Annotated in this window: 19 protein-coding genes; 8 read left to right on the top strand and 11 right to left on the bottom strand. The window is 63.7% G+C overall.

The features are described from left to right. Nucleotides 1–9: 9 nt before the first annotated feature. Nucleotides 10–1,017 (top strand): NADPH:quinone oxidoreductase family protein, encoded by a 1,008-nt coding sequence (locus B5D62_RS01970; RefSeq protein WP_085932140.1) that lies wholly within the window; start codon nt 10–12, stop codon nt 1,015–1,017. After that, entirely contained in the window at nt 1,014–1,325 is a 312-nt protein-coding gene (locus B5D62_RS01965) for a hypothetical protein (protein WP_085932139.1), read from the top strand. Before B5D62_RS01970 ends, B5D62_RS01965 begins: the two co-directional genes overlap by 4 nt. Before the next feature lie 3 nt (nt 1,326–1,328). Here B5D62_RS01965 and B5D62_RS01960 read toward each other — a convergent pair whose 3' ends face one another. Genes B5D62_RS01960 through B5D62_RS01945 form a run of 4 tightly spaced genes read right to left on the bottom strand, consistent with a single transcriptional unit; the run spans nt 1,329 to nt 4,590 of the window. Then, a complete protein-coding gene (locus tag B5D62_RS01960; RefSeq protein WP_085932138.1) occupies nt 1,329–1,685 on the bottom strand; it encodes a hypothetical protein in 357 nt (118 codons plus the stop codon). A 16-nt stretch (nt 1,686–1,701) separates the two neighbouring features. Then, on the bottom strand, nt 1,702–2,487 hold the full coding sequence (locus tag B5D62_RS01955; RefSeq protein ID WP_085932137.1) for an alpha/beta fold hydrolase: 786 nt from the start codon (nt 2,485–2,487) through the stop codon (nt 1,702–1,704). After that, entirely contained in the window at nt 2,484–3,716 is a 1,233-nt protein-coding gene (locus B5D62_RS01950; protein ID WP_085932136.1) for an LLM class flavin-dependent oxidoreductase, read from the bottom strand. The genes B5D62_RS01955 and B5D62_RS01950 overlap by 4 nt, the downstream gene beginning before the upstream one ends. A gap of 43 nt (nt 3,717–3,759) precedes the next feature. Beyond that, on the bottom strand, nt 3,760–4,590 hold the full coding sequence (locus B5D62_RS01945; RefSeq protein WP_419188768.1) for an enoyl-CoA hydratase/isomerase family protein: 831 nt from the start codon (nt 4,588–4,590) through the stop codon (nt 3,760–3,762). Nucleotides 4,591–4,644: 54 nt separating this feature from the next. On the opposite strand from B5D62_RS01945, the gene B5D62_RS01940 reads away from it, so the two are divergent. The 3 genes from B5D62_RS01940 (at nt 4,645) to B5D62_RS01930 (ending at nt 8,638) form a co-directional block, all read left to right on the top strand. After that, complete coding sequence (locus B5D62_RS01940; protein ID WP_085932135.1) at nt 4,645–5,688, top strand: threonine aldolase family protein; 1,044 nt, start codon at nt 4,645–4,647, stop codon at nt 5,686–5,688. A 6-nt stretch (nt 5,689–5,694) separates the two neighbouring features. Then, nucleotides 5,695–7,977: a xanthine dehydrogenase family protein molybdopterin-binding subunit gene (locus B5D62_RS01935; protein WP_085932134.1), complete on the top strand. Its 2,283-nt coding sequence runs from the start codon at nt 5,695–5,697 to the stop codon at nt 7,975–7,977. A gap of 67 nt (nt 7,978–8,044) precedes the next feature. After that, nucleotides 8,045–8,638 (top strand): NAD(P)H-dependent oxidoreductase, encoded by a 594-nt coding sequence (locus tag B5D62_RS01930; RefSeq protein WP_085932133.1) that lies wholly within the window; start codon nt 8,045–8,047, stop codon nt 8,636–8,638. A 50-nt stretch (nt 8,639–8,688) separates the two neighbouring features. Here B5D62_RS01930 and B5D62_RS01925 read toward each other — a convergent pair whose 3' ends face one another. From B5D62_RS01925 to B5D62_RS01905, 5 genes are all read right to left on the bottom strand, one after another. Continuing rightward, entirely contained in the window at nt 8,689–9,018 is a 330-nt protein-coding gene (locus B5D62_RS01925) for a chaperone modulator CbpM (RefSeq protein ID WP_170920741.1), read from the bottom strand. Further along, nucleotides 9,015–9,971 carry a DnaJ C-terminal domain-containing protein gene (locus B5D62_RS01920; RefSeq protein ID WP_085932131.1) on the bottom strand — a complete coding sequence of 319 codons (957 nt, stop codon included), beginning with the start codon at nt 9,969–9,971 and terminating at the stop codon, nt 9,015–9,017. Before B5D62_RS01920 ends, B5D62_RS01925 begins: the two co-directional genes overlap by 4 nt. Nucleotides 9,972–9,992: 21 nt before the next feature. Further along, on the bottom strand, nt 9,993–10,886 hold the full coding sequence (locus tag B5D62_RS01915) for an ABC transporter ATP-binding protein (RefSeq protein WP_139373693.1): 894 nt from the start codon (nt 10,884–10,886) through the stop codon (nt 9,993–9,995). Between the two features lie 74 nt (nt 10,887–10,960). After that, nucleotides 10,961–13,534: an AMP-binding protein gene (locus B5D62_RS01910; protein ID WP_085932129.1), complete on the bottom strand. Its 2,574-nt coding sequence runs from the start codon at nt 13,532–13,534 to the stop codon at nt 10,961–10,963. A 105-nt stretch (nt 13,535–13,639) separates the two neighbouring features. After that, nucleotides 13,640–14,848 (bottom strand): acyl-CoA dehydrogenase family protein, encoded by a 1,209-nt coding sequence (locus tag B5D62_RS01905; RefSeq protein ID WP_085932128.1) that lies wholly within the window; start codon nt 14,846–14,848, stop codon nt 13,640–13,642. A gap of 132 nt (nt 14,849–14,980) precedes the next feature. Between B5D62_RS01905 and B5D62_RS01900 the strand changes: the two genes are divergently transcribed. Further along, nucleotides 14,981–15,874 (top strand): DUF1194 domain-containing protein, encoded by an 894-nt coding sequence (locus tag B5D62_RS01900; RefSeq protein WP_085932127.1) that lies wholly within the window; start codon nt 14,981–14,983, stop codon nt 15,872–15,874. Here the strand turns inward: B5D62_RS01900 and B5D62_RS33240 are convergent. Continuing rightward, nucleotides 15,863–16,327, bottom strand: a complete 465-nt coding sequence (locus tag B5D62_RS33240; protein WP_170920740.1) for a hypothetical protein — start codon at nt 16,325–16,327, stop codon at nt 15,863–15,865. The two genes, B5D62_RS01900 and B5D62_RS33240, sit on opposite strands and share 12 nt — an antisense overlap. Here B5D62_RS33240 and B5D62_RS01890 point away from each other — a divergent pair. Continuing rightward, complete coding sequence (locus B5D62_RS01890; protein WP_085932125.1) at nt 16,296–17,774, top strand: inorganic phosphate transporter; 1,479 nt, start codon at nt 16,296–16,298, stop codon at nt 17,772–17,774. The two genes, B5D62_RS33240 and B5D62_RS01890, sit on opposite strands and share 32 nt — an antisense overlap. On the opposite strand, the gene B5D62_RS01885 is transcribed toward B5D62_RS01890, so the two are convergent. Beyond that, the gene (locus B5D62_RS01885) at nt 17,771–18,703 is read right to left on the bottom strand and encodes a LysR family transcriptional regulator (RefSeq protein WP_085932124.1); all 933 of its coding nucleotides are present in this window, start codon (nt 18,701–18,703) and stop codon (nt 17,771–17,773) included. The two genes, B5D62_RS01890 and B5D62_RS01885, sit on opposite strands and share 4 nt — an antisense overlap. Nucleotides 18,704–18,800: 97 nt before the next feature. On the opposite strand from B5D62_RS01885, the gene B5D62_RS01880 reads away from it, so the two are divergent. Further along, nucleotides 18,801–19,196 (top strand): GFA family protein, encoded by a 396-nt coding sequence (locus B5D62_RS01880; RefSeq protein ID WP_218190909.1) that lies wholly within the window; start codon nt 18,801–18,803, stop codon nt 19,194–19,196. The last annotated feature ends 13 nt before the right edge of the window (nt 19,197–19,209 follow it).

Genomic DNA, 19,209 nt, shown 5'->3' with positions numbered 1-19,209 from the left:
ACTGGCGCCATGAAAGCCATGATCTGCCGCCGGTGGGGCGGCCCCGACGACTTGCGTCTCGAAGAGATCGAGCGTCCCGTTCTCAAGTCCGGCCAGGTCCGAATCAAAATCCGCGCCGCCGGGGTGAGCTTCGCTACCACCCTCGTCATCGCGGGAAAGTACCAACGCAAGCCACCTCTTCCCTTTGCCCCAGGAACCGAAGTCTCCGGCGTCGTCATCGAGGTCGATCCCGCCTGCAAGCGCCTGAAGGTCGGTGACGAAGTTGTGGCCGTGCTCGACTGGGGCGGTCTGGCCGAGGAAGCCGTGGCCCACGAGGTCAACGTCTTTCCCAAGCCGCGCACCGTCGGCTTTGTCGAGGCTGTCCAACTGGCCATTTCCTATCCCACCTCGGCCGGCGCGTTGACCTGGCCGATGGCACTCGATGTCCAGAAGGGGCAGACCCTTCTGGTCCATGCCGCCGCGGGTGGCGTGGGCATGGCGGCGGTCGAGATCGGCAAGATCCTGGGCGCGACCGTGATCGCTACCGCCGGCGGAGCCCGGAAGGCAGACTTCGCGAAAGCCCACGGTGCCGACCACGTGATCGACTATCGTGCCACGGACTTTCGCGACGAGGTGCTCCGGCTCACCAACGGTCGCGGCGTCGATCGCATCTACGATCCGGTTGGCGGTGATGTGTTCACGCAGTCTCTGCGATGCCTGGCGGTCGAGGGACGCATCTGTCCGATCGGCTTCGCCAGCGGCACCATTCCGCAGATTCCGGCAAATATCCTCCTGGTGAAGTCGATCGCCGTCATGGGCTTCAACTACGGCTACTATGTCGGGTGGAGCCCGCACGATGCGCGCTTCGAGCAAGCAGGCCGGACGCTGGCGCTGATGGAGCGCATCCGGGGCTGGTGTGATGCGGGCCTTTGCCACCCCCATGTCGACCGCACCTTTCGGCTCGACCAGGCTGCGGAGGCGATGCGCGCCCTCCTGGAACGCAGCGTTGCAGGCCGGGTCGCCGTTATCATGGAATGACCGCTGAACGTCTGAAAAGGGCCATCCTTGACCGGCGATGCCTTACCGCCTGGTATCGCGGAACCGAGCGCCGCTTCGCCTTGCATGCGCTCGGACTGAAAGCCGACGGCACGCCGGCCGCCTTCGCCTTTCAATATGGCGGCGGAACGACCACCAACCTGCCGGCGCGAGGCGAATGGCGCTGCTTTGACCTCGACCAGCTTGCCGACATTCAGCAGAACGGCGATCGCTGGCGCACACCGCCAAACTACAACCTTGCGCGCCAGACCTGTCTTGCCGAAATCCTGCTGTCGATACCGGAGCGGTAGAGGCTACTTCTTGGTCAGCGGCCCGCCGAACTTGCAGTAGCCATCCAGCATGACCTGGCTGGCGCCGTCCTTGATGGCACCCGTCACATCCATGGAGCCGCCACCGCCGACCTCCGCCTTGGTCTTGAACAGACCGGCGCCATCCTTGGTGGCCTCGAAGTGGCGCTGCGGGCGGCCTTCCTGCTGGAACAGCCCCTTCACGGCATTGCCATCGACCGTGACATCAATCTCCATCTTGTAGGTAGGACACTTACCACTGCCGACGCCCGCGCCCGTCCAGACATAGGTCGCCTGCTGTGCCTGCGCCGCGCCGGCCATCAAAAGGATCGAGATCGCGCCCGTCACCACGACATTCCGCATTGCCCCACTCCCAGCGTTAGAAGAACTCCCGAATGGCTTTCAACACCGCCGCTGGCTTCTCCTGCCCGACCGCATGTCCAGCCTTGTCGATCTTAACCAATTTCGCGTCGGGAATCGCCTTGCGAAAAGCGTCGCCGTAGCTGACCGGGATCAGAGCGTCTTCCTTGCCCCAGATGAGGACCGTTCTCGCCGTGATGCGATACAGCCGTTGTGCCAGGCCACGATCGGGAATCGGAAACAGGATCTTTCCCGCCATGCCAAGTCGCCGGGCATTCGCCACCAGAAACTGCTTCAGGAATTCCGGATCATCCATATTGCCGGCACCGGCCGTCATGAGCTTGCGGCCCAGTTCGGCATCGTGGAACAGCAGCGCCGGCAGTTCATAGGGGAGCTTGGAAAAGATATCGACGACAGGATCATCATCGTTCCAGAGACCTGCTGGCGCGATCAGGCAGAGCTTCGTGATCTCGGTATGGGCAATGGCCGCCATCTCCGCCGCAATCATGCCGCCCATGGAATGGCCGACCATGATCGGCTTTCGGAGATCGAGCTTCTGCATCACATCGAGGGCATGCAGCGTGATGTCCAGCATGTCCCGAAGACCGTCCTCGCCCGTGGAGCGGCCGTATCCCGGCAGCAAGGGAGCCACCAGATGGTACCTGCGGGACAGAGCGGCGAGCAGCGGATCGTCGAGCAGGTGCCCTCCGGCGCCATGAAGGAACAGGAGGTCGCGGCCTTCACCTGCTTCCACGACCTCGATGCGGGCGCCGGACGGCTTCAGGGTAATCAGGCGCGATTTCATTCTGCTGCCACCCTCATCGGCAGACGCTCGCTCATTGGGTGAACCCAGAAACGGTCGTCATGATTGTTCCAGTCGGGCCACAGATTGCGCAGATGCGGCATCACCTTCTCGGCGAACAGCTTGGTCGAATGGCGGACCTTGTCGTCGGGCATGTCGCCGATATGCAGCAGGCAGAAGACGTTGCCGACACGCAGACTCTTGATCAGTTCCTCCATCTGCTGCCGCACGGTCTCGGGTGAGCCGGCGACGACATACCGGTTCTCGGTCAGGTCCTTCCAGGTCATGTTCGGATAGTCGCGCCCGGACTGGGTGAACTGCGAAAGCGCTCCCGTCTGGATGGTCTTGATGGTGCGATAGCCGGGCGCGTCGGCAAAGCCTGGATAGACGTGCAGGCATCGATTGTAGAAGTAGCTGATATGAGGGCCATAAAGCCTTTCTGCCTCGGCATCGGTGTCGGCGACGCAGATCACCTGGGCGAAGCCGGCGCGATAGGGTGACTCGTCGACCTTCCGTTCGGCCACTCGCTTCCAATAGCCGTCCATCAGCAGCTTGGCCCGCAGATAGCCGGAGTAGCTGAGGTATGAATACGAATAGGTGTTGTCGAGACAGAAGTCGTAGGTCTCGACCGACCCCCCGCCCGGAATGAAGATGGGCGGCGCTGGGCGCTGGATCGGCTTGGGCCAGCAATTCACATAGCGCAGCTTGGTGTAGCGCCCGTTGAAGGCGAAAGGCTCGTCGGCCGTCCATGCCTTGCGAATCAGCTCGTGCGCCTCGGCATATTTTTCGCGGGTCAGCGCCGGGATCGTGCCGTACGCATAATTGGTGTCCATCGAGGTTCCAACCGGAAAACCGGCGACCAGTCGCCCGCCCGACAGCACGTCCAGCATGGCGAACTCCTCGGCCACGCGCAGAGGCGGATTGTAGAGCGCGATCGAATTTCCCAGCACGACCAGCGCCGCCTTTGACGTCCGGCGCGTCAACGTCGCGGCCATGATGTTCGGGGACGGCATCAGCCCGTAGGCATTGGCGTGATGCTCGTTCACCCCGATCCCGTCGAAGCCGACGCTTTCAGCGTACTCGAGCTGATCCAGATACTGATGATAGATGCCGTGCCCGAGTTCCGGCTGGTACATGCGATTGGGCAAATCGACCCAGACCGAGCGGTATTTCTGCCGGAAATCGTCTGGCATGTGCGGCCAGGGCATCAGATGGAACCAGGTGAACTTCATCGCCCGTCTCCTTGTCGTCTCGTGATGGTGTCTTTCCCGTCTATTAACGTCCGGTGAAATTCGGCTCCCTCTTTTCGAGGAAGGCTCTGATCCCTTCCTTCATGTCTTCCGTCTGCATCAGCGGCAGGAGCTGCAGAAAGACATGATGGACATGCTCATTGAAGGGCTCGTTCCAGGCCATGCGCATCATGCGCTTGGCTGCCTGGATGGCGAGTGGCGCGTTGGCGGCGATCTCGAGGGCAAGTTCACGGGCAACACCCAGAACATCCGCGTCCGGCACCACCCTGTTGACAAGACCCAGTGCTAACGACTGCTCGGCATCGAGTGTACGGCCGGTGAAGATGATCTCGGCCGCCTTGGCCCAGCCGAGCAGGCGGGGCAAATACCAGGTGCCGCCCGATTCGGGCAGGACGCCTCGCTTGGCATAGGAGGCTGCGAGCTTGGCCGATTGCGCCATGATGCGGATATCGGCGCCGAGCGCCAGGTCGAGACCGTAGCCCGCCGCGGATCCATTGAGCGCCGCGATCACCGGCTTGTCCATGGCATGCAGCACCGGCGGCGGAGTGTTGCGCAGATCGATGTTGGTCGGCGTGGCCCCCGACCCAACGCTCAGATTATCCTTCCCCTTGCTCTGCGCCTCCAGGTTCAACCCGGCGCAGAAGGCGCGCCCAGTGCCGGTCAGGATGACGACCCGCACGGCCTTGTCCTCATTGGCCCGCACCAGCGCATCCGTCAGCTGCTTCAGCATCGGCCCGGAAATCGTGTTCATCCGCTGGGGCGCATTCAGCGTCACCGTGGCGATAGCCCCGTCGACCCCATACAACAGCTCGTCCGGCATGACGGCAGGTAGGGGACCGGCCGCAATTTGGCTCATGTTTCCTCCACTGTTCTTTTGCCGCTATGGTGACGCAGGAGTACCCGTAACGCCATGCAAAACCGCTTCATCGACCTCTATAGCGATACCAAGACCAAGCCTTCCTCCGGCATGCGGAAAGCCATGGCCGAGGCCGAGGTCGGCGACGAGCAGAAGTTCGAGGACCCCACCGTCGAGCGGCTACGTCAGCGCGTGTGCGAGCTCCTGGGCAAGGAAGACGCGGTCTTCCTGCCGAGCGGCACCATGGCCAATCAGATCGCCATCCGCGTCCATTGCCGCCTGGGCGACGAGGTGATCGCCGATCGCACGGCGCACATCATCAATGCGGAGTCCGGAGGCACCGCGGCGAATGCCGGTGTCATGATCCGTACCGTCGACGGCCCGAACGGCGTGTTCACGGCCGAACAAGTTCAGGCCGCCTTGCGTGATCCCAACAGCCGAAACGCACCCCGGTCCCGGCTTGTCTCGGTGGAAAACACCTCGAACGGCGGGTTCGGCACGGTCTGGCCGCTCGCCACCCTGCAGGGCGTCTCCAAGGTCGCCCGCGCGGCCGGCCTGGCGGTGCACATGGACGGCGCCCGGCTGGCCAATGCCTGTGTGAAATCCAGCACACCAGCTCGCGACTATGCCGCCTGCGTCGACTCGCTCTGGCTCGACTATACCAAGGGTCTCGGCGCACCGGTCGGCGCAAGCCTGGCGGGCTCAAAGGACTTCATCAAGGAAGCCTGGCGGCAGAAGCAGATGTTGGGTGGGTCGATGCGGCAGTCGGGCATCATCGCTGCGGCCGCGCTCTATGCTCTCGACCATAATTGGGATCGGCTGGCCGAAGACCATGACAAGGCCCATCACCTCGCCCAGGGCATCGCCAACATCGCGGGCCTGGAATGCGATGTCCCGCGGATGCAGACCAATCTCGTCTTCTTCGAGGTGAAGAAGCCGGGCTGGACAGCCGCCAGGCTGGTCGACGCCTGCCGGGAACGCGGCGTTGGTCTGGGGGCCAGCACCGCCACACGTATCCGTGCTGTCACCCATCTCGACGTCAGTCGTGCCGATATCGATACGGCGCTCGAGGTGATCAACGACGTGATGGCAGCGTAGGCCAGAATGAACAAATCGGCCGAGATCGGTCAGCCCGTCGTCCGACGGGAGGATCAGCGTTTTCTCACCGGCCGCGGGCGTTACACTGACAACACCGCACCGAGCGATGCCCTGGCCGTGCTGTTCGTCCGCTCGCCGCACGCGCACGCAAGGATCGTACAGATCGATACGGCAGCGGCCTTGGCTGCTCCAGGAGTCGTCGCCGTCTACACGGCCGAGGACACTGCCGCCGACCGGCTGGGACACCTGCCGGCGATCGTGGAAATCAAGGACGACGCCGGCCAGCGCCACCGTGAGCCGCCGCATCTTCCCCTATCGATCGGCAAAGTGCGTTACGTCGGCGACATCGTCGCGATGATCGTGGCCGAAACGCTCGATCAAGCCCGCGATGCTGCCGATCTCATGTTGGTCGACTATGAAGAGCTGCCGGCAGTGGTCACCGTGGCTCAGGCTCTCGCCCCCGACGCGCCCCTGCTGCACCAGGAGGCTCCGGACAATTTGATGTGTCGGTGGGGCAAGGGCGATGCCGCCGCCGTAGACGCAGCCTTTGCCGCAGCGGCCCATATTTCCACGCTCGCGATCCGCTCGCCCCGCCAGATCGTCCATTACCTGGAGCCGCGCGCCGCCTGGTCGGAATACGACATGGCCGGCGACGTGGTCACGCTCACCCTCTCCTCTCAGGGCGTTCAGATCCTGCATCGGCTCATGTGCGAGCAGATACTGCATGTTCCGAAGGAAAAGCTGCGGCTCGTCACACAGGATGTCGGCGGCGGATTCGGTCCCAAGTTTCCCCTCTATGTCGAGCCAGTGCTGATTGCCTGGGCGACTCGCAAGTTGGGCCGTGGCCTGCGCTGGAGTTGCGACCGGTCGGAACTCGGGCTGGCGGACACGCATGCCCGTGATCTCGTGGCCTCGGCCGAGCTGGCGCTCGACCATGGCGGCAAATTTCTCGGCCTGCGCGTCAAGGCCGAGGCCAATTTCGGCGCCTATGTCTCGATGTTCGCACCGACCATCCCGACGACCGGCCTCGCCAAGGTCATCTCCGGCCTCTATCGCATACCGGCGATCCGGATCGACTTCGATTGCGCCTTCACCAACACCGTTCCCGTCGATGCCATCCGCGGCGCCGGCAAGCCCGAGACCCTGTTCCTGCTCGAGCGGCTGGTCGATATTGCCGCCCATGAGACCGGACGCACGCCGGTCGAATTGCGTCAGCTGAACTTGCTCAGGCGTGAGGACATGCCATACGCCTCGGCCACCGGCTACACCTACGACGCCTCCGACTGCAGGGGCCTGTTCGAACGCGCGCTAGCCGCTGCCGAACACACGGGCTTCACCACTCGACGCGCCGCCAGCGAGTCCCGAGGCCTCCAGCGCGGCATCGGCCTGTCCTGTCACCTGCACGGCACGGGCGGTATTGCTGACGAGCACGTGGTGGTGCAAGTCGAACCCGACCGCCTCATCGCGCGGTTGGGAACCCAGAGCCAAGGCCAAGGCCATGAGACGGTGTTCACGCAGGTGCTGTCGGCGGCGCTTGGCGTGCCCATGGACAAGATCGAGATACGCCAAGGTGACACGCGCACCATCCCCCATGGTGGCGGCACCGGCGGCTCTTCCTCCACGATCATCAGCGGCACGACGCTGCGCCGTGCGGCCGATGTCGTTGTTCAGCGGGGCCGCGACCTGGCAGCCGAGCGGCTGGAAGCGTCTTCCAGTGACATTACCTACCGCGGCGGGCACTTCGAGGTCGTCGGTACGGATCGGCGCATCGGCCTATTCGAGCTCGCTGCCAATCAGCCCTTTAGCGGAGACGCTGTTTTCGCCGATCGCATCGACTCTTTTCCCACCGGAGTCATGGTTTGCGAGGTCGAGATCGATCCGGAGACTGGCGTCGTGCGCGTCGATCGCCTCACCGCCCTGGCTGACTGCGGCATCATTGCAAATCCGCGCCTTCTGGCAGGACAGATGCATGGCGGCATGACCCATGGGCTCGGCAACGCGCTTATGGAACAGGCGATCTATGACGAGGAAACGGGCCAGCTTCTCAGCGGGACATTGATGGATTATGCGCTGCCGCGGGCCGACGACGTACCGTCGTTCCGCGTCGACACGATGTCGAGCCCGACCCCGAACAACATCCTGGGTTTCAAGGGTGTCGGCGAGCTGCCGACGAACGGCGCCCCAGCGGCCGTGGCGAACGCGATACTGGACGCACTCCATCCCCTTGGCGTGCGCCATCTCGACATGCCCATAACCGCCCAGAAGATTTGGCAGGCGTTGAACCGATAAGCGGTCGCAGGACCGGCTGCTGATCCAGATCAAGGCAAAGCCGCGTCGCGACGGACAGTCTGACAGCATGTCCCGCCCGGTCCGCACGATTCTGATCCTGAACGGTCATCCGGATGCCAAGAGCAAGGGCCTGTGCCATGCCCTTGCCACGACCTATGGCGAGGGCGCACGCGAAGCCGGTCGCACCGTTCAGCAGCTCGACGTAGCCGGTCTCGATTTCGGCTTCGTGTCGTCACAGGCTGAGTATGAGAAGGGCACCCCACCGCTCGACATCGCCGCGGCCCAGGATCAGATTCGCACCGCCGATCATCTTGTCGTGATCTATCCGATGTGGCTTGGCGATATGCCGGCCATCCTCAAGGCCTTTCTCGAGCAGACCCTGCGCCCAGGATTTGCCTTTACCTATCGGCCCAACGGCTTTCCGCAAAAGCATCTGACCGGCCGCTCCGCCCGCATCATCGTTACGATGGGCATGCCTGCCGCCGTCTACCGATGGTTCTACCGGGCGCATGGTCTCAAGAACCTCAAGCGCAATATCCTGCGCTTTGTCGGCTTCGGGCCGGTTCATGCGACGCTGTTGGGCAGTGTCGGCACCTGCGGCAAGGAAAAGATCCAGCGGCGGCTGGCCGAGGTCAAGGAACTCGGACGCCGCGGCATTTGAATCCCTTCCTTCGTCACGCCGGGCGAAGGAAAAAGCCGGTTCTCTTCAGCCTATCGGCCGTGCAGCCTCTTCAGCGTAACGGCAATGGACTCGCGAGTTTCAGTCGGCTGCTCGGCGATGGCCTGGCCGAGCAGGCCAAGCTGTGCACGCAACGTATGGACCTGGTCGATAAGTCCGACAACGGCCTCCAGGGTATCGTCGTCGAGGCCGATGTCGTCGGCGAGTTCGGTCAGAAGGTGCGCTCGGGCGACGTCGATCTGCTCGAAGGTCCAATGCTCTGCCGGACCGCTCGGACGCAGCAGTCCGCGCGCGACCCATCGTTCGATGTGGACCATCGTCAGCCGGCCATCCAGGCGCAACAGTTCGTCCAGCGTGGTCATGTGAACTGCCCCATCGAGCTGCGGGGATCGTAGGTGCGGCCGGCCTCCCATCCTTCGAGAAACTGCTTCAGCTTGTCATCGGGCTTCTCGGGCAGAACGACCTTGAGTTTCACATACTGGTCACCGCGTTGCCCCGACTTGCGATCGAGCAGGCCACGCCCCTTTAGCCGCAGCGAGGTCCCGCTATTGGAGCCAGCGGGTATGTTCAACATCACCTCGCCGTTGACCGTTGGCACCTTCACCTTGCCGCCGAGCACCGCCTCTGTCAGCGTCACCGGCAGTTCCATATGGATGTCATTGTCGCGTGCCTCAAAGAACGCATGCGGCTGGATGCGGATCTCGACATAGGCATCGCCGGCAGGTCGTCCTTTGCGACCGGGCATACCCTGGCCCTTCAGGCGCAGTGTCTGGCCGTCGGTGGCCCCTTCCGGAATATCGATATCGAGGGTCTTGCCGTTCGGCAGATTAACGCGCTGCTTGCCGCCCCGGGCTGCGACCAGGAACGGCACCGTCAGCGTATAGGTCACCGGCAAGCCGCTCATATCGAAGCCCTCGAAGCCTTCCTCCTCGCCGGCTCCGCCGCCGAAGCCATGGGCGCCGCGACGTCCACCGAACATCTCCGAAAAGACGCCTCCCATGTCGACGAACTCCTCGTGGCCACCGGCCCGCCGGTACTTGGCACCGCCAGCGCCGCCGGCCTGATCGCGATAGAAACCGCGCGGCGGCGTCTCCTGTCCGCTGGCATCGATTTCGCCGGCGTCGTAGCGCCGGCGCTTTTCCGGATCGGACAGAATATCGTTGGCCTGACTGATCTCCTTGAACTTGGCCTCAGCGGCCTTGTCACCTGGATTGAGATCAGGATGGTGCTTCTTGGCGAGCTTGCGGAAGGCCTTGCGTATCTCGTCTTCCGACGCAGTCCGCGGCACGCCCAGTACTGAATAGGGGTCGTTCATACCCAAGAATGTCGTGTTTTTTCAGGCAGTTGCAAGAGCCCGATGCCGCAGGGCGTCGGCGAACAACCGGTACTTGACGGCATCCACGGAGAGTTCTCGCCCCCAATTGACCAGATCACCCCACGGATCGTTGAGTTTTCCAAGGCCGGAGACGACAGCCACCACCGTCCCGACCTGGATCCGGTGCTCGACCGCGAACAGCCCGCCGACTCCGAGCGCGACGGCAATGGCCAGGTGATACATGAAGTTCATGCCCAGGTTCATACTGAACTTGACCTTGTAGATCCGCATGTTGAGCGAAAAGACGCGCTCGATCCGCTTCTCTTCGGGCACACCGGTTTCGACGATATCCCCGCCGACGCGCCGGATCGTGCGGATCCGTTCGCTCGCGCTCCGGTTGATGGCGCGCTGCATCGGCGGGACGAACAGGAGCTGCGGCCCCAGGAAGCCGGCACTCAGCAACAACGTCCACGGTTCGAGATAGGCCATATAGCCGATCACGCTCGCCAGGATGCCGATCTGCAGCAATGGCTCGGAGATGGCCATTCCCACGAAGCCGCCGATCGGCTCGGCCTCGGCTACCGCCATCGCGGCGTGGGTACCGGTCTCGTCATCGCCTTCGGCATGGGGATCGTGGCCCATGTCCCGCAGTGTCCGCCGCAGTGCACGGACGGCATCCTCGCTCACCCACCCTCGGTAGACGTTCAACGCGAGCTTGAGCACCTGTTCCAGCAGGGCAACCGCGGCGTAGGCGATCGCGAGCCAGATAATGGTCCGAGTCGCCCCCGAAGTGATGGCGTCGTTGACGATGCGGCGCTGGATTTCCAGCGGGACCGAACTCAGGCCGAAGACGCCGGCCGAGAGCAGGGCCAACCCGATCTGATGCCGGCCGGAGCAGCGCAGGACATAACCCATGATCGTCTGCGGCAGCTCGGGGCATTGCATGGCATTGAAACGCGCACTGCCGGTACGCGTTCCCGGCTTGGTCCCTACGCCGCCAGCAGGCGATCGACCCTTTCGGCGAGAACGTCCACATGCGTCGTGATGCAGGTATTGTGCTGGCCGGGAAGAGTCTCGCACCGGACGGTACGGCTGATGTTGCGCCACGGCCCCGGCGCGAATTCCTCCTTCGTGGCATATTCGTCGCACAGCAGACAGACGATATCCGCCCGCACCCGAGGCGGCACGAATCTCGACATGGCACGGTAGTAGATCGTGCGCTGCGACGTGTCCCAAACCGGCGACTCGCCAGTCTTGACAGTGCGGACGACACGCTTGGCGATCATGCGGTCGCCATGGAGGATATGCGTCGCCATCCGCCACAGCGTCGGCAACCCGCTGCGGCGCACCCTCTGGCCGAGTGCGCCCGGCACGAACCGGCTGCCGAACGATGCGAGCGGGACCAGAGCCCGCATCACCGGTCTGGCGTTGATCGAGAAGCTGTCCACCAGGACCACGCTTTCGACGGTGCGGCCGACAGCCTCGAGCTCGTGCGCGACCTGCAGGGCCACCAATCCGCCATGGCAGTAACCACCGAGGCGGATAGCACCGGCCGGAGCCGCCTCCTTGATCAAGGGCAGGAAACGGCTGGCCATCTGTTCCAGCGTCTCGATGCCCTTGGCCGGATCGAGAATCGAATGGAGCAGATAGACGGGCCCATCGCTCTTCAGCAGTTCGGCCAGTCGGAAAGCGTAGAAACCCCAGCCCATGAAATCGCCATGGAAGAAGAACAGAGGCGTGCCGGAACCTGCCTTCGCCAGGGTCATGATTTCGCGCTTCGACTCGGCGGAGCGAGCCAGGACTTCGGACAGATGCCGGATGCTGAGTTCCGCTCGCACGTCGGAGGGAGCGATCGTCTGATGCGTAATCCGCTCCAGCTCCAGCAGCATTTCAGTCGCTTGCAAGGAATCGCCGCCAGCCTCGAAGAAGTCCTCGTCGACTCCGATATCCGTGCGTTTCAGGAGCCGATGCCAGATCTCGGCGATCTGCAGCTCCAGCGGCGACACCGGCCACTCCACGGGCTCGGGCCGATCCTTGAAGGTCTCGGAAAGCTTGGGGCGTGAGATCTTGCCGGTCGGCCCCAGCGGCATGCGGTCCAGCACGTGCACCTGGCGCGGCATCTGGAACGGCGCCAGTCGATCGTAGATGAAGTCGAGCAACTCGCTCGACGGCGTCGCCACCCCGGCATGCAGCACGACAGCGGCTCCGACCGTCTCACCCAATCGCGGATGCGGGAGCGCGAAGGCCGCTGCTTCGCGCACCGACGGATGCTGCAACAGCGCCTTCTCGACCTCATACGGCGAGATCTTCTCGCCGCCGCGATTGATGATCTCCTTGGTCCTGCCGGCGATGGTCAGGAAGCCCTGCTGGTCGACCGTCCCCAAGTCGCCGGTCGGCAGCCAGCCTTCCTCCAGGCCGCTCGGCGTGCCGTCGATGTCGTCGAAGAGATAGCCCGGCATGACGCTCGGGCCGCGCAACACGATCTGACCGGTCCGCCCGGCGCCCAGAAGCGAGCCGTCATCGCCACGAATGGCAAGCTCTCCTTCGGGAATGCGACCGACTGAACCCGGCCTCCCCGGTTCGGGCGGCAGCGGCGGCGCGGTCATCATGCCGGCCTCGCACAGACCGTAGAATTCAAGGACGGGCACGGCGAGGAGGCGCTCAAGCTCGGCGCGCGTCGCTTCAGGCAGATACGACGCCGTCGACAGAACGAAGCGCAACGAATGCGTCACCCCATCCGGCAATGCCTTCAGGCGTTCGATGACTGCCTGCAGGAAAGCCGGAGCCGCGGTCAGCCATGTCGGCCGCAGCTCCGTCAGCCAGCGATCGATATCGTTGGCGCTTGCGGTCTCGGGCATGGCCACGCTGCACCCGATCAGGAGCGGCACCAGTAGCGTCGCCTTGAAGCCGGCATTGTAATAGATCGGCATGATGCAGGTGGCGCGATCGGTCGGGCCGAGCTTCAGCCACCGCTCCATCTTGCGTGCCATCTCGACCAGATTCTCATGCGTCACCGGCACGCGCTTCGACTTGCCGGTCGTGCCCGAGGTCTTGAAGATCGCCGCCCACGATTGCGGCGTCGGCGCCATCGGCTCGTGCCGCCGTGGCACCGGCCGAACAGCCTGAAGCCCGATTTCTTCGAAGGAACTTTGCGCCGAGGTCGCCCTGAACAGTCCGAAATCTCCGCCCGATGCCGTGACCCAGCCCGGCAGGTCGCCATCGCCGGGCACGATCAGGGCATCGAGCCGGATACGCCCCAGTTCTTCCTGTAGTTCGGCGGGCGCGAGGTTGGGATTGAGCGGCAGCAGGATGGCCGTGGAGCAGATCGCCAGGCTCAGGACTGCCGCCTCGGGTCCGCGTTGCAACGCGATCCCTACTCTCGACGTCGGTCCCAACCCGGCCGAACGAAGCACGCCACGGATGGTCTCGATCTGTCGGTTGAGGGCGGCGAACGAAACCGTGCCCAACCGCGTGTGCACAATCGCAGGGGCGTCGGCATTTTGGGCCGCCCTTGCTGCCAGGACCTCGCCAATCGTCGATGCGCCGGATCCGCTATCGTGCATTCTGTCCTCGGTGTCGCGTCGCCGGATGATTGCGCGGGCGCGCCAAGGCTCAGAACGAGCGGGTCATCGGCTACTTGCCACAAATTGCATTGATAATGCCATATCCTACAGTCCCAGGATCGCCTTGGCAATGATGTTGCGTTGGATCTCGTTGGAGCCGGCATAAATGGTTGCCGCCCGGTTGTTGAGAAACAGCGGCATCGCTGTAATCCCATAGTCCGGCGTGACTGTCGGTTCGTTGTGGCCGAGCGTCCGGGCTTCCGGTTCGAACGGCGCCGCGTACCAGGCAAGCGCTTCCACACCGAGGTGATCGAGAGCCTGCGAGGTCTCGCTGCCCCTGATCTTCATCAGCGACGACACGGCTCCGGGATTGCGGCCCTTGCTGAGATCGGACAGCACCTGCAACTCGATCATCTCGAGCGATTGGATGGCCAGTTCCGCCTCCGCAAGCCGTTGGGCGAAGCCGGGATCATCGAGCAGCCGACCGGACCCGTCCGCCGCCTCCTCTCGCGCGATCTTCCGCACATCCTCGAGGCGGGCATGGAGATTGGGCGTGTAGGCATCGCCGCCGCGCTCGAACTCGAGCAGATATTTGGCGACCGTCCAGCCGGCATTCTCGGGACCGATCCGATTGGCCACAGGCGTACGCACATTATCGAAGAATACCTGATTGACCTCGTGGTCTCCCGCCAGTGTCAGGATGGGTTTCACCGTCAAGCCGGGTATGTCCACGGAATCGAGCAAGACGAACGAGATTCCATCCTGGGGCTTTCCTTCGGTCGCGGTGCGCACCAGGCAGAACATGCGATTGGCGACATGGGCGCCGGTAGTCCAGATCTTGGTGCCGTTGATGACGTAGTCGTCTCCATCACGGACGGCGCGCGTCTTGAGGCTGGCCAGGTCGGATCCGGAACCGGGCTCGGAGTAGCCTTGGCAAAACACGATGTCGCCGGACAGGATTGGCGGCAGATACTTCGCCTTCTGCTCGGCCGTACCGAACTTCATGATCACTGGGCCAACCATGCGGATGCCCATGTTGAAGATGCGGGGCGCATCGGCCGCCGTGCATTCGCGGGCAAAGATGTAGCGCTGCGTCGCGCTCCAGCCGGTACCGCCATATTCCCTGGGCCAGGTCGGCGCCGACCAACCATGCCCGGCGAGGATCCTGTGCCATCGCAGTCCGGCTGCAAAGTCGGCGAACACGCCGCCGGTCTTGCGCCCGGCCTCGCGCAGATCCTCGCTGAGATTGTCATCGAGGAACCGGCGCACGTCGTCGCGAAAAGCATCGTCCTCGGGGCTGAGGGCCAGATCCATCGTTTCCTCCGATCACTCTTTGTTGAAGGCTAATCGTCGACAGCCGATGACGTCCAGAGTCCGGTTGGCCGGGCCTTTCGTCCGGCGGTATGCTTATTGCGTTGCTCTCGGCAGCCGACGCGGAGACCGCCCATGCGTCATCTCGCCTGTCTGTTAGCCTTTTTGCTCTCGGCCTCGACCGCGCTCGCCCAGGACAAGGCCGAGGTCGATCTCGCCCTCGCTCTTGCTATCGACATATCTGGCAGCATCGATCCGGACGAGGCCCAGTTGCAGCGCCAAGGCTACGTCATGGCGTTTCGCGACCCCGCGATCGTCAGGGCCATTCTCAGCGGGCCCAACGGTCGCATCGCCGTCGCCTACTATGAATGGTCCGACTCCTGGATGCAGAAGCTCCTGATCGACTGGACGCTGCTGGACAGTGAGAAATCGATTGCAGCCTTCGCCAGCAAGCTCGAAGCGGAGCCGATCTCGATCGCGCGGCGGACCTCGATCAGCGGCGCCATCCATTATGCGGTCTCGCTGTTCGGCCGCCTGCCCTACGATCCGGTGCGAAAGGTGCTCGATATCTCGGGCGACGGCTCCAACAACGACGGCGGACTTGTCACCGACCTGCGCACCGAGGCCCTCAAGCAGCGCATTGGCATCAATGGCTTGCCGATCATGAACGACCGCCCCAATCCGTTCGGCTTCCCGGCCGAAGCGGATCTTGATCAGTACTACCTGCACTGCGTGACCGGGGGCCCGCGTTCCTTCGTCGAAGTGGCGAAGAACTTCGCCGACTTTCCCCGCGCCGTGCGCAAGAAGCTGCTGCAGGAAGTGGCCGACCTCGGCCCCCGGCCAGACATTGCACGAACCGAACTTGCTCTGCGTGACGGCATGAATCTGGCGCAGGCTCGGCGACCGGTGTCGGCACAGGAGGACGACTACACGCGCTTCGTCCGTCCGGGTTACGAGCCGGGCTGCGATGTCGGCGAACGACGCTCGCGCGAATTCTGGCAGCGCCGCTTCGGTACGTCACCGGACTGATCGCCAATCGCCGTAGTCATGCGGCTGCAACGGGACATTCCTACAGTCAGACGGCAGGAACGACGACTGAACGGAGGGATGATGTCTAGGGACAAGCTCGTCGAGCACCACCAGACCGCAGCCGATCACCACGAACAGGCGGCGCGCCATCATCGCGAAGCGGCCAAATATCACGATGCCGAAGCGCACGAGAAAGCCGCGCATCACGCCCACACGGCGCACGGTCATGCCGTCCACGCGGCGCACCACGCCAGCGAGGCGAGCAAGCGTCACGCCGAAGATCACGGCCGCCACTGATCGATCAGGTCTGACGTAATCAATTGGCAGGAATTGCGGGATTGTCACCGGCCATCGCAGGGCGAGGCCGGATGCCTGCGCGGCGTGTCCGCCCGTCAAAACACTCATCGGGGATTTGGGGGACATGGAATCATTTTTTGGAAGCCCGGTCGGCATCGGGACCATCGTATTGCTCGGTGGGGCCCTGTTATTGGCGCTCAGTTTCGAGTTCGTTAATGGCTTTCACGACACGGCCAATGCTGTCGCGACCGTGATCTACACGCACACGCTGTCGCCGATGCAGGCTGTCATATGGTCGGGCGCCTGGAATTTCCTGGGCGTGCTCACATCGACCGGCGCCGTCGCCTTCGGCATCGTCGCCCTGCTGCCCGTCGAACTGATCCTCAACGTCGGATCCGGCGCGGGCTTCGCGATGGTCTTCTCGCTGCTCCTGTCGGCCATCATCTGGAATGTCGGCACGTGGTATCTCGGCCTGCCGGCCTCTTCCTCGCACACGCTGATCGGATCGATCGTCGGTGTGGGCCTCATGAACTCCCTGCTGGCGGATGGCCAGCAGTTCGGCGAGGGCGTCAACTGGGCCAAGGTGCAGGACACGGCGATGGCGCTGCTCGTCTCACCGGTGGTCGGCTTCGTCTGCGCCGCCCTTCTGCTGCTGCTGGCGAAGGCGCTGATTCGCAATCCGGCGCTCTATCGCTCGCCCGAAGGCAAGAACCCGCCGCCATGGTGGATCCGCGGCATCCTGGTCCTGACCTGCACCGGCGTCAGCTTCGCTCATGGTTCGAACGACGGTCAGAAGGGCATGGGTCTCATCATGCTCATCCTGATCGGCATCGTGCCGGCAACCTATGCGCTGGACCTGACGACGTCGCCGGAGCGGCTGCAAACGATCGTCGCCGCATCGCATGCCGCGGCTCCCGTCTTCGCCAAAGGCGGGCCCGCGGCAACCGACAACCAGGCTGCCAATGCCGAGTTGTCGCGCTTTCTGACTTCATCCCAGCCAACGCCCCAGACGCTGCCGGCTTTGGCCCTGAAGAACGACAACATCGCCCGCGAAGCCGCCCGAGTGAGCTCGCTGGCGGACCTCGCCGTCAACGATCGCTCCCAGCTCCGCCGCGACATCTATCTCGTCGAGCAGTGTATCGGCAGGATGAGCAAGCTCGGCCTGACGCTGGACAGCAAGGACAAGGCGACCCTCACGGCATTGCGCTCTGGCCTCGAGAAGCTCACCGATTTCATTCCGCTATGGGTGAAGATCGCCGTTGCCGTTGCGCTTGGCCTCGGCACGACCATCGGCTGGAAGCGCATCGTCGTGACCGTCGGCGAGAAGATCGGCAAGTCGCACCTGACCTATGCGCAAGGTGCGTCAGCCGAGGTGGTGGCGATGCTGACGATCGGCGCTGCCGACACCTATGGCCTGCCGGTGAGCACGACACACATCCTGTCCTCCGGCATTGCCGGTACCATGGCGGCGAACGCCTCCGGCCTGCAGAAGGAGACCTTGCGCAACATCCTGCTGGCCTGGGTGCTGACACTGCCAGCCTGCATGATCCTCGGTTCGGTCTTGTTCGCGGCCGGACTGTTCGTCGTCCTACAGCGCTTCTAGGGTGATCGAACGGTCATCCGGTCGGACTCCGGCCGGATGACGGGCAAAGCCAGAAGGCGTTTGGCGGCAAAGTCGAGGAAGGCCTCGACCTTGGGCGGCCGATTGCTGCGTCCCTTGGTCAGCAGCTGGACCGGCAGGGGTGGCGGCTCATAAGCCTGGAGCAGGCGAACGAGCCGACCCGCCGCCAGATCATCGGCGGCCTGATAGGACAGGAGCTGGACGATGCCCCGCCCCGCGCGGGCGGCCTGCAAACGCGTTTCGACGTCGTCGACGCGAAACCGTCCTCGCAGCTGGACCGACCCGGCACGCCGGTGCCGGCGAGCGCCGGCAAACGTCCATTCCGGTGCTGCCGGCCCTGTCCCGAGAACGACATCGTGCGCCATCAGGTCCGTCGGCGCTTCGGGAGCGCCGCGCTTCTTGAGATAGCCAGGGCTGGCCAGCCAGAGCCGACGCACTTCGCCGACATGGCGCACCGTCAGTGACGTATCCGCCAGATGGCCAATGCGCACCGCCACATCGATCGCCTCGTCGATCAGGTCGACATTGCGGTCGCCAAGCACCAGTTCGATCTCGACTCCGGCAAAGCGATCCAGGAATGCCAGCGCGACAGGAGCGACATGGCGACGACCGAACTGAACCGGGGCCGCGATCCGCAGTACCCCCTGCACCGGTGCCTCGCTGGCGCCGCTGACAGCCGCTTCATATTCGCCGACGATCGACTGGGCGCGAGCGAGCAACGCCCGCCCTGCTTCGGTCGGCGCCAGGCGCCGCGTCGTGCGATCGACCAGCCGCAGACCCAGCCGTTGCTCGAGGGCCGCCAATGCGCGGGTTACTGAAGGTGGCGAGCGCCGCAGCTTCCTCGCCGCACGAATAAGGCTGCCCTCTTCCACGATCCGCACGAAGATCGCGAGTTCGTCGAGGCGATCCATGGATAATTCCAGAATATGCAATGATCTCTTTCATTATGCTTTCTTAAATTCACACACTGCAACTCTTACGTTTGCGGTCCAGGCGAAGGAGGAAGCCGTGCTGACAGGAAAGTGCCTCTGCGGTGCCGTCGCCTACGAGGCGGAAGCTCCTATCGAGCGCATCATCCATTGCCACTGCGAGACGTGCCGCAAGACGCACGGAGCGGCCTTCTCGTCAGTGGCTGCCGTTCCGCGTGATCACTTCCGCTGGACCCGCGGCAGCGATCTGCTCAATGCGTTCGAATCCTCTCCCGGCAAATTCCGCTGCTTCTGCTCGAAGTGCGGATCTCATCTCATGGCCGAACGGGTTGGTCAGCCAGTCGTGCTGTTGCGCCTGGGTTGCCTCGACAGCCCGGTTCGCGATCTTGCCCAGGTCCATATCTGGCGATCGGACTCGGCCTCCTGGTACGATCCCAAGCAGATTTGGCCGGAACTGCCGACAGGACTCGGGTGAGGTGCGCTGTGGA

Origin of the sequence: Enhydrobacter aerosaccus (genome assembly GCF_900167455.1) — a bacterium.
GTDB lineage: Bacteria > Pseudomonadota > Alphaproteobacteria > Reyranellales > Reyranellaceae > Reyranella > Reyranella aerosaccus.
This window is presented reverse-complemented; position numbering and strand designations above follow the sequence as displayed.

What these genes read in the sequence shown, in the direction of transcription:
- B5D62_RS01970 (WP_085932140.1), top strand. Translation starts at nt 10, where the DNA reads ATGAAAGCCATGATCTGCCGCCGGTGGGGCGGCCCCGACGACTTGCGT.
- B5D62_RS01965 (WP_085932139.1), top strand. Translation starts at nt 1,014, where the DNA reads ATGACCGCTGAACGTCTGAAAAGGGCCATCCTTGACCGGCGATGCCTT.
- B5D62_RS01960 (WP_085932138.1), bottom strand. Translation starts at nt 1,685, where the DNA reads ATGCGGAATGTCGTGGTGACGGGCGCGATCTCGATCCTTTTGATGGCC.
- B5D62_RS01955 (WP_085932137.1), bottom strand. Translation starts at nt 2,487, where the DNA reads ATGAAATCGCGCCTGATTACCCTGAAGCCGTCCGGCGCCCGCATCGAG.
- B5D62_RS01950 (WP_085932136.1), bottom strand. Translation starts at nt 3,716, where the DNA reads ATGAAGTTCACCTGGTTCCATCTGATGCCCTGGCCGCACATGCCAGAC.
- B5D62_RS01945 (WP_419188768.1), bottom strand. Translation starts at nt 4,590, where the DNA reads ATGAGCCAAATTGCGGCCGGTCCCCTACCTGCCGTCATGCCGGACGAG.
- B5D62_RS01940 (WP_085932135.1), top strand. Translation starts at nt 4,645, where the DNA reads ATGCAAAACCGCTTCATCGACCTCTATAGCGATACCAAGACCAAGCCT.
- B5D62_RS01935 (WP_085932134.1), top strand. Translation starts at nt 5,695, where the DNA reads ATGAACAAATCGGCCGAGATCGGTCAGCCCGTCGTCCGACGGGAGGAT.
- B5D62_RS01930 (WP_085932133.1), top strand. Translation starts at nt 8,045, where the DNA reads ATGTCCCGCCCGGTCCGCACGATTCTGATCCTGAACGGTCATCCGGAT.
- B5D62_RS01925 (WP_170920741.1), bottom strand. Translation starts at nt 9,018, where the DNA reads ATGACCACGCTGGACGAACTGTTGCGCCTGGATGGCCGGCTGACGATG.
- B5D62_RS01920 (WP_085932131.1), bottom strand. Translation starts at nt 9,971, where the DNA reads ATGAACGACCCCTATTCAGTACTGGGCGTGCCGCGGACTGCGTCGGAA.
- B5D62_RS01915 (WP_139373693.1), bottom strand. Translation starts at nt 10,886, where the DNA reads ATGGGTTATGTCCTGCGCTGCTCCGGCCGGCATCAGATCGGGTTGGCC.
- B5D62_RS01910 (WP_085932129.1), bottom strand. Translation starts at nt 13,534, where the DNA reads ATGCACGATAGCGGATCCGGCGCATCGACGATTGGCGAGGTCCTGGCA.
- B5D62_RS01905 (WP_085932128.1), bottom strand. Translation starts at nt 14,848, where the DNA reads ATGGATCTGGCCCTCAGCCCCGAGGACGATGCTTTTCGCGACGACGTG.
- B5D62_RS01900 (WP_085932127.1), top strand. Translation starts at nt 14,981, where the DNA reads ATGCGTCATCTCGCCTGTCTGTTAGCCTTTTTGCTCTCGGCCTCGACC.
- B5D62_RS01890 (WP_085932125.1), top strand. Translation starts at nt 16,296, where the DNA reads ATGGAATCATTTTTTGGAAGCCCGGTCGGCATCGGGACCATCGTATTG.
- B5D62_RS33240 (WP_170920740.1), bottom strand. Translation starts at nt 16,327, where the DNA reads ATGCCGACCGGGCTTCCAAAAAATGATTCCATGTCCCCCAAATCCCCG.
- B5D62_RS01885 (WP_085932124.1), bottom strand. Translation starts at nt 18,703, where the DNA reads ATGGATCGCCTCGACGAACTCGCGATCTTCGTGCGGATCGTGGAAGAG.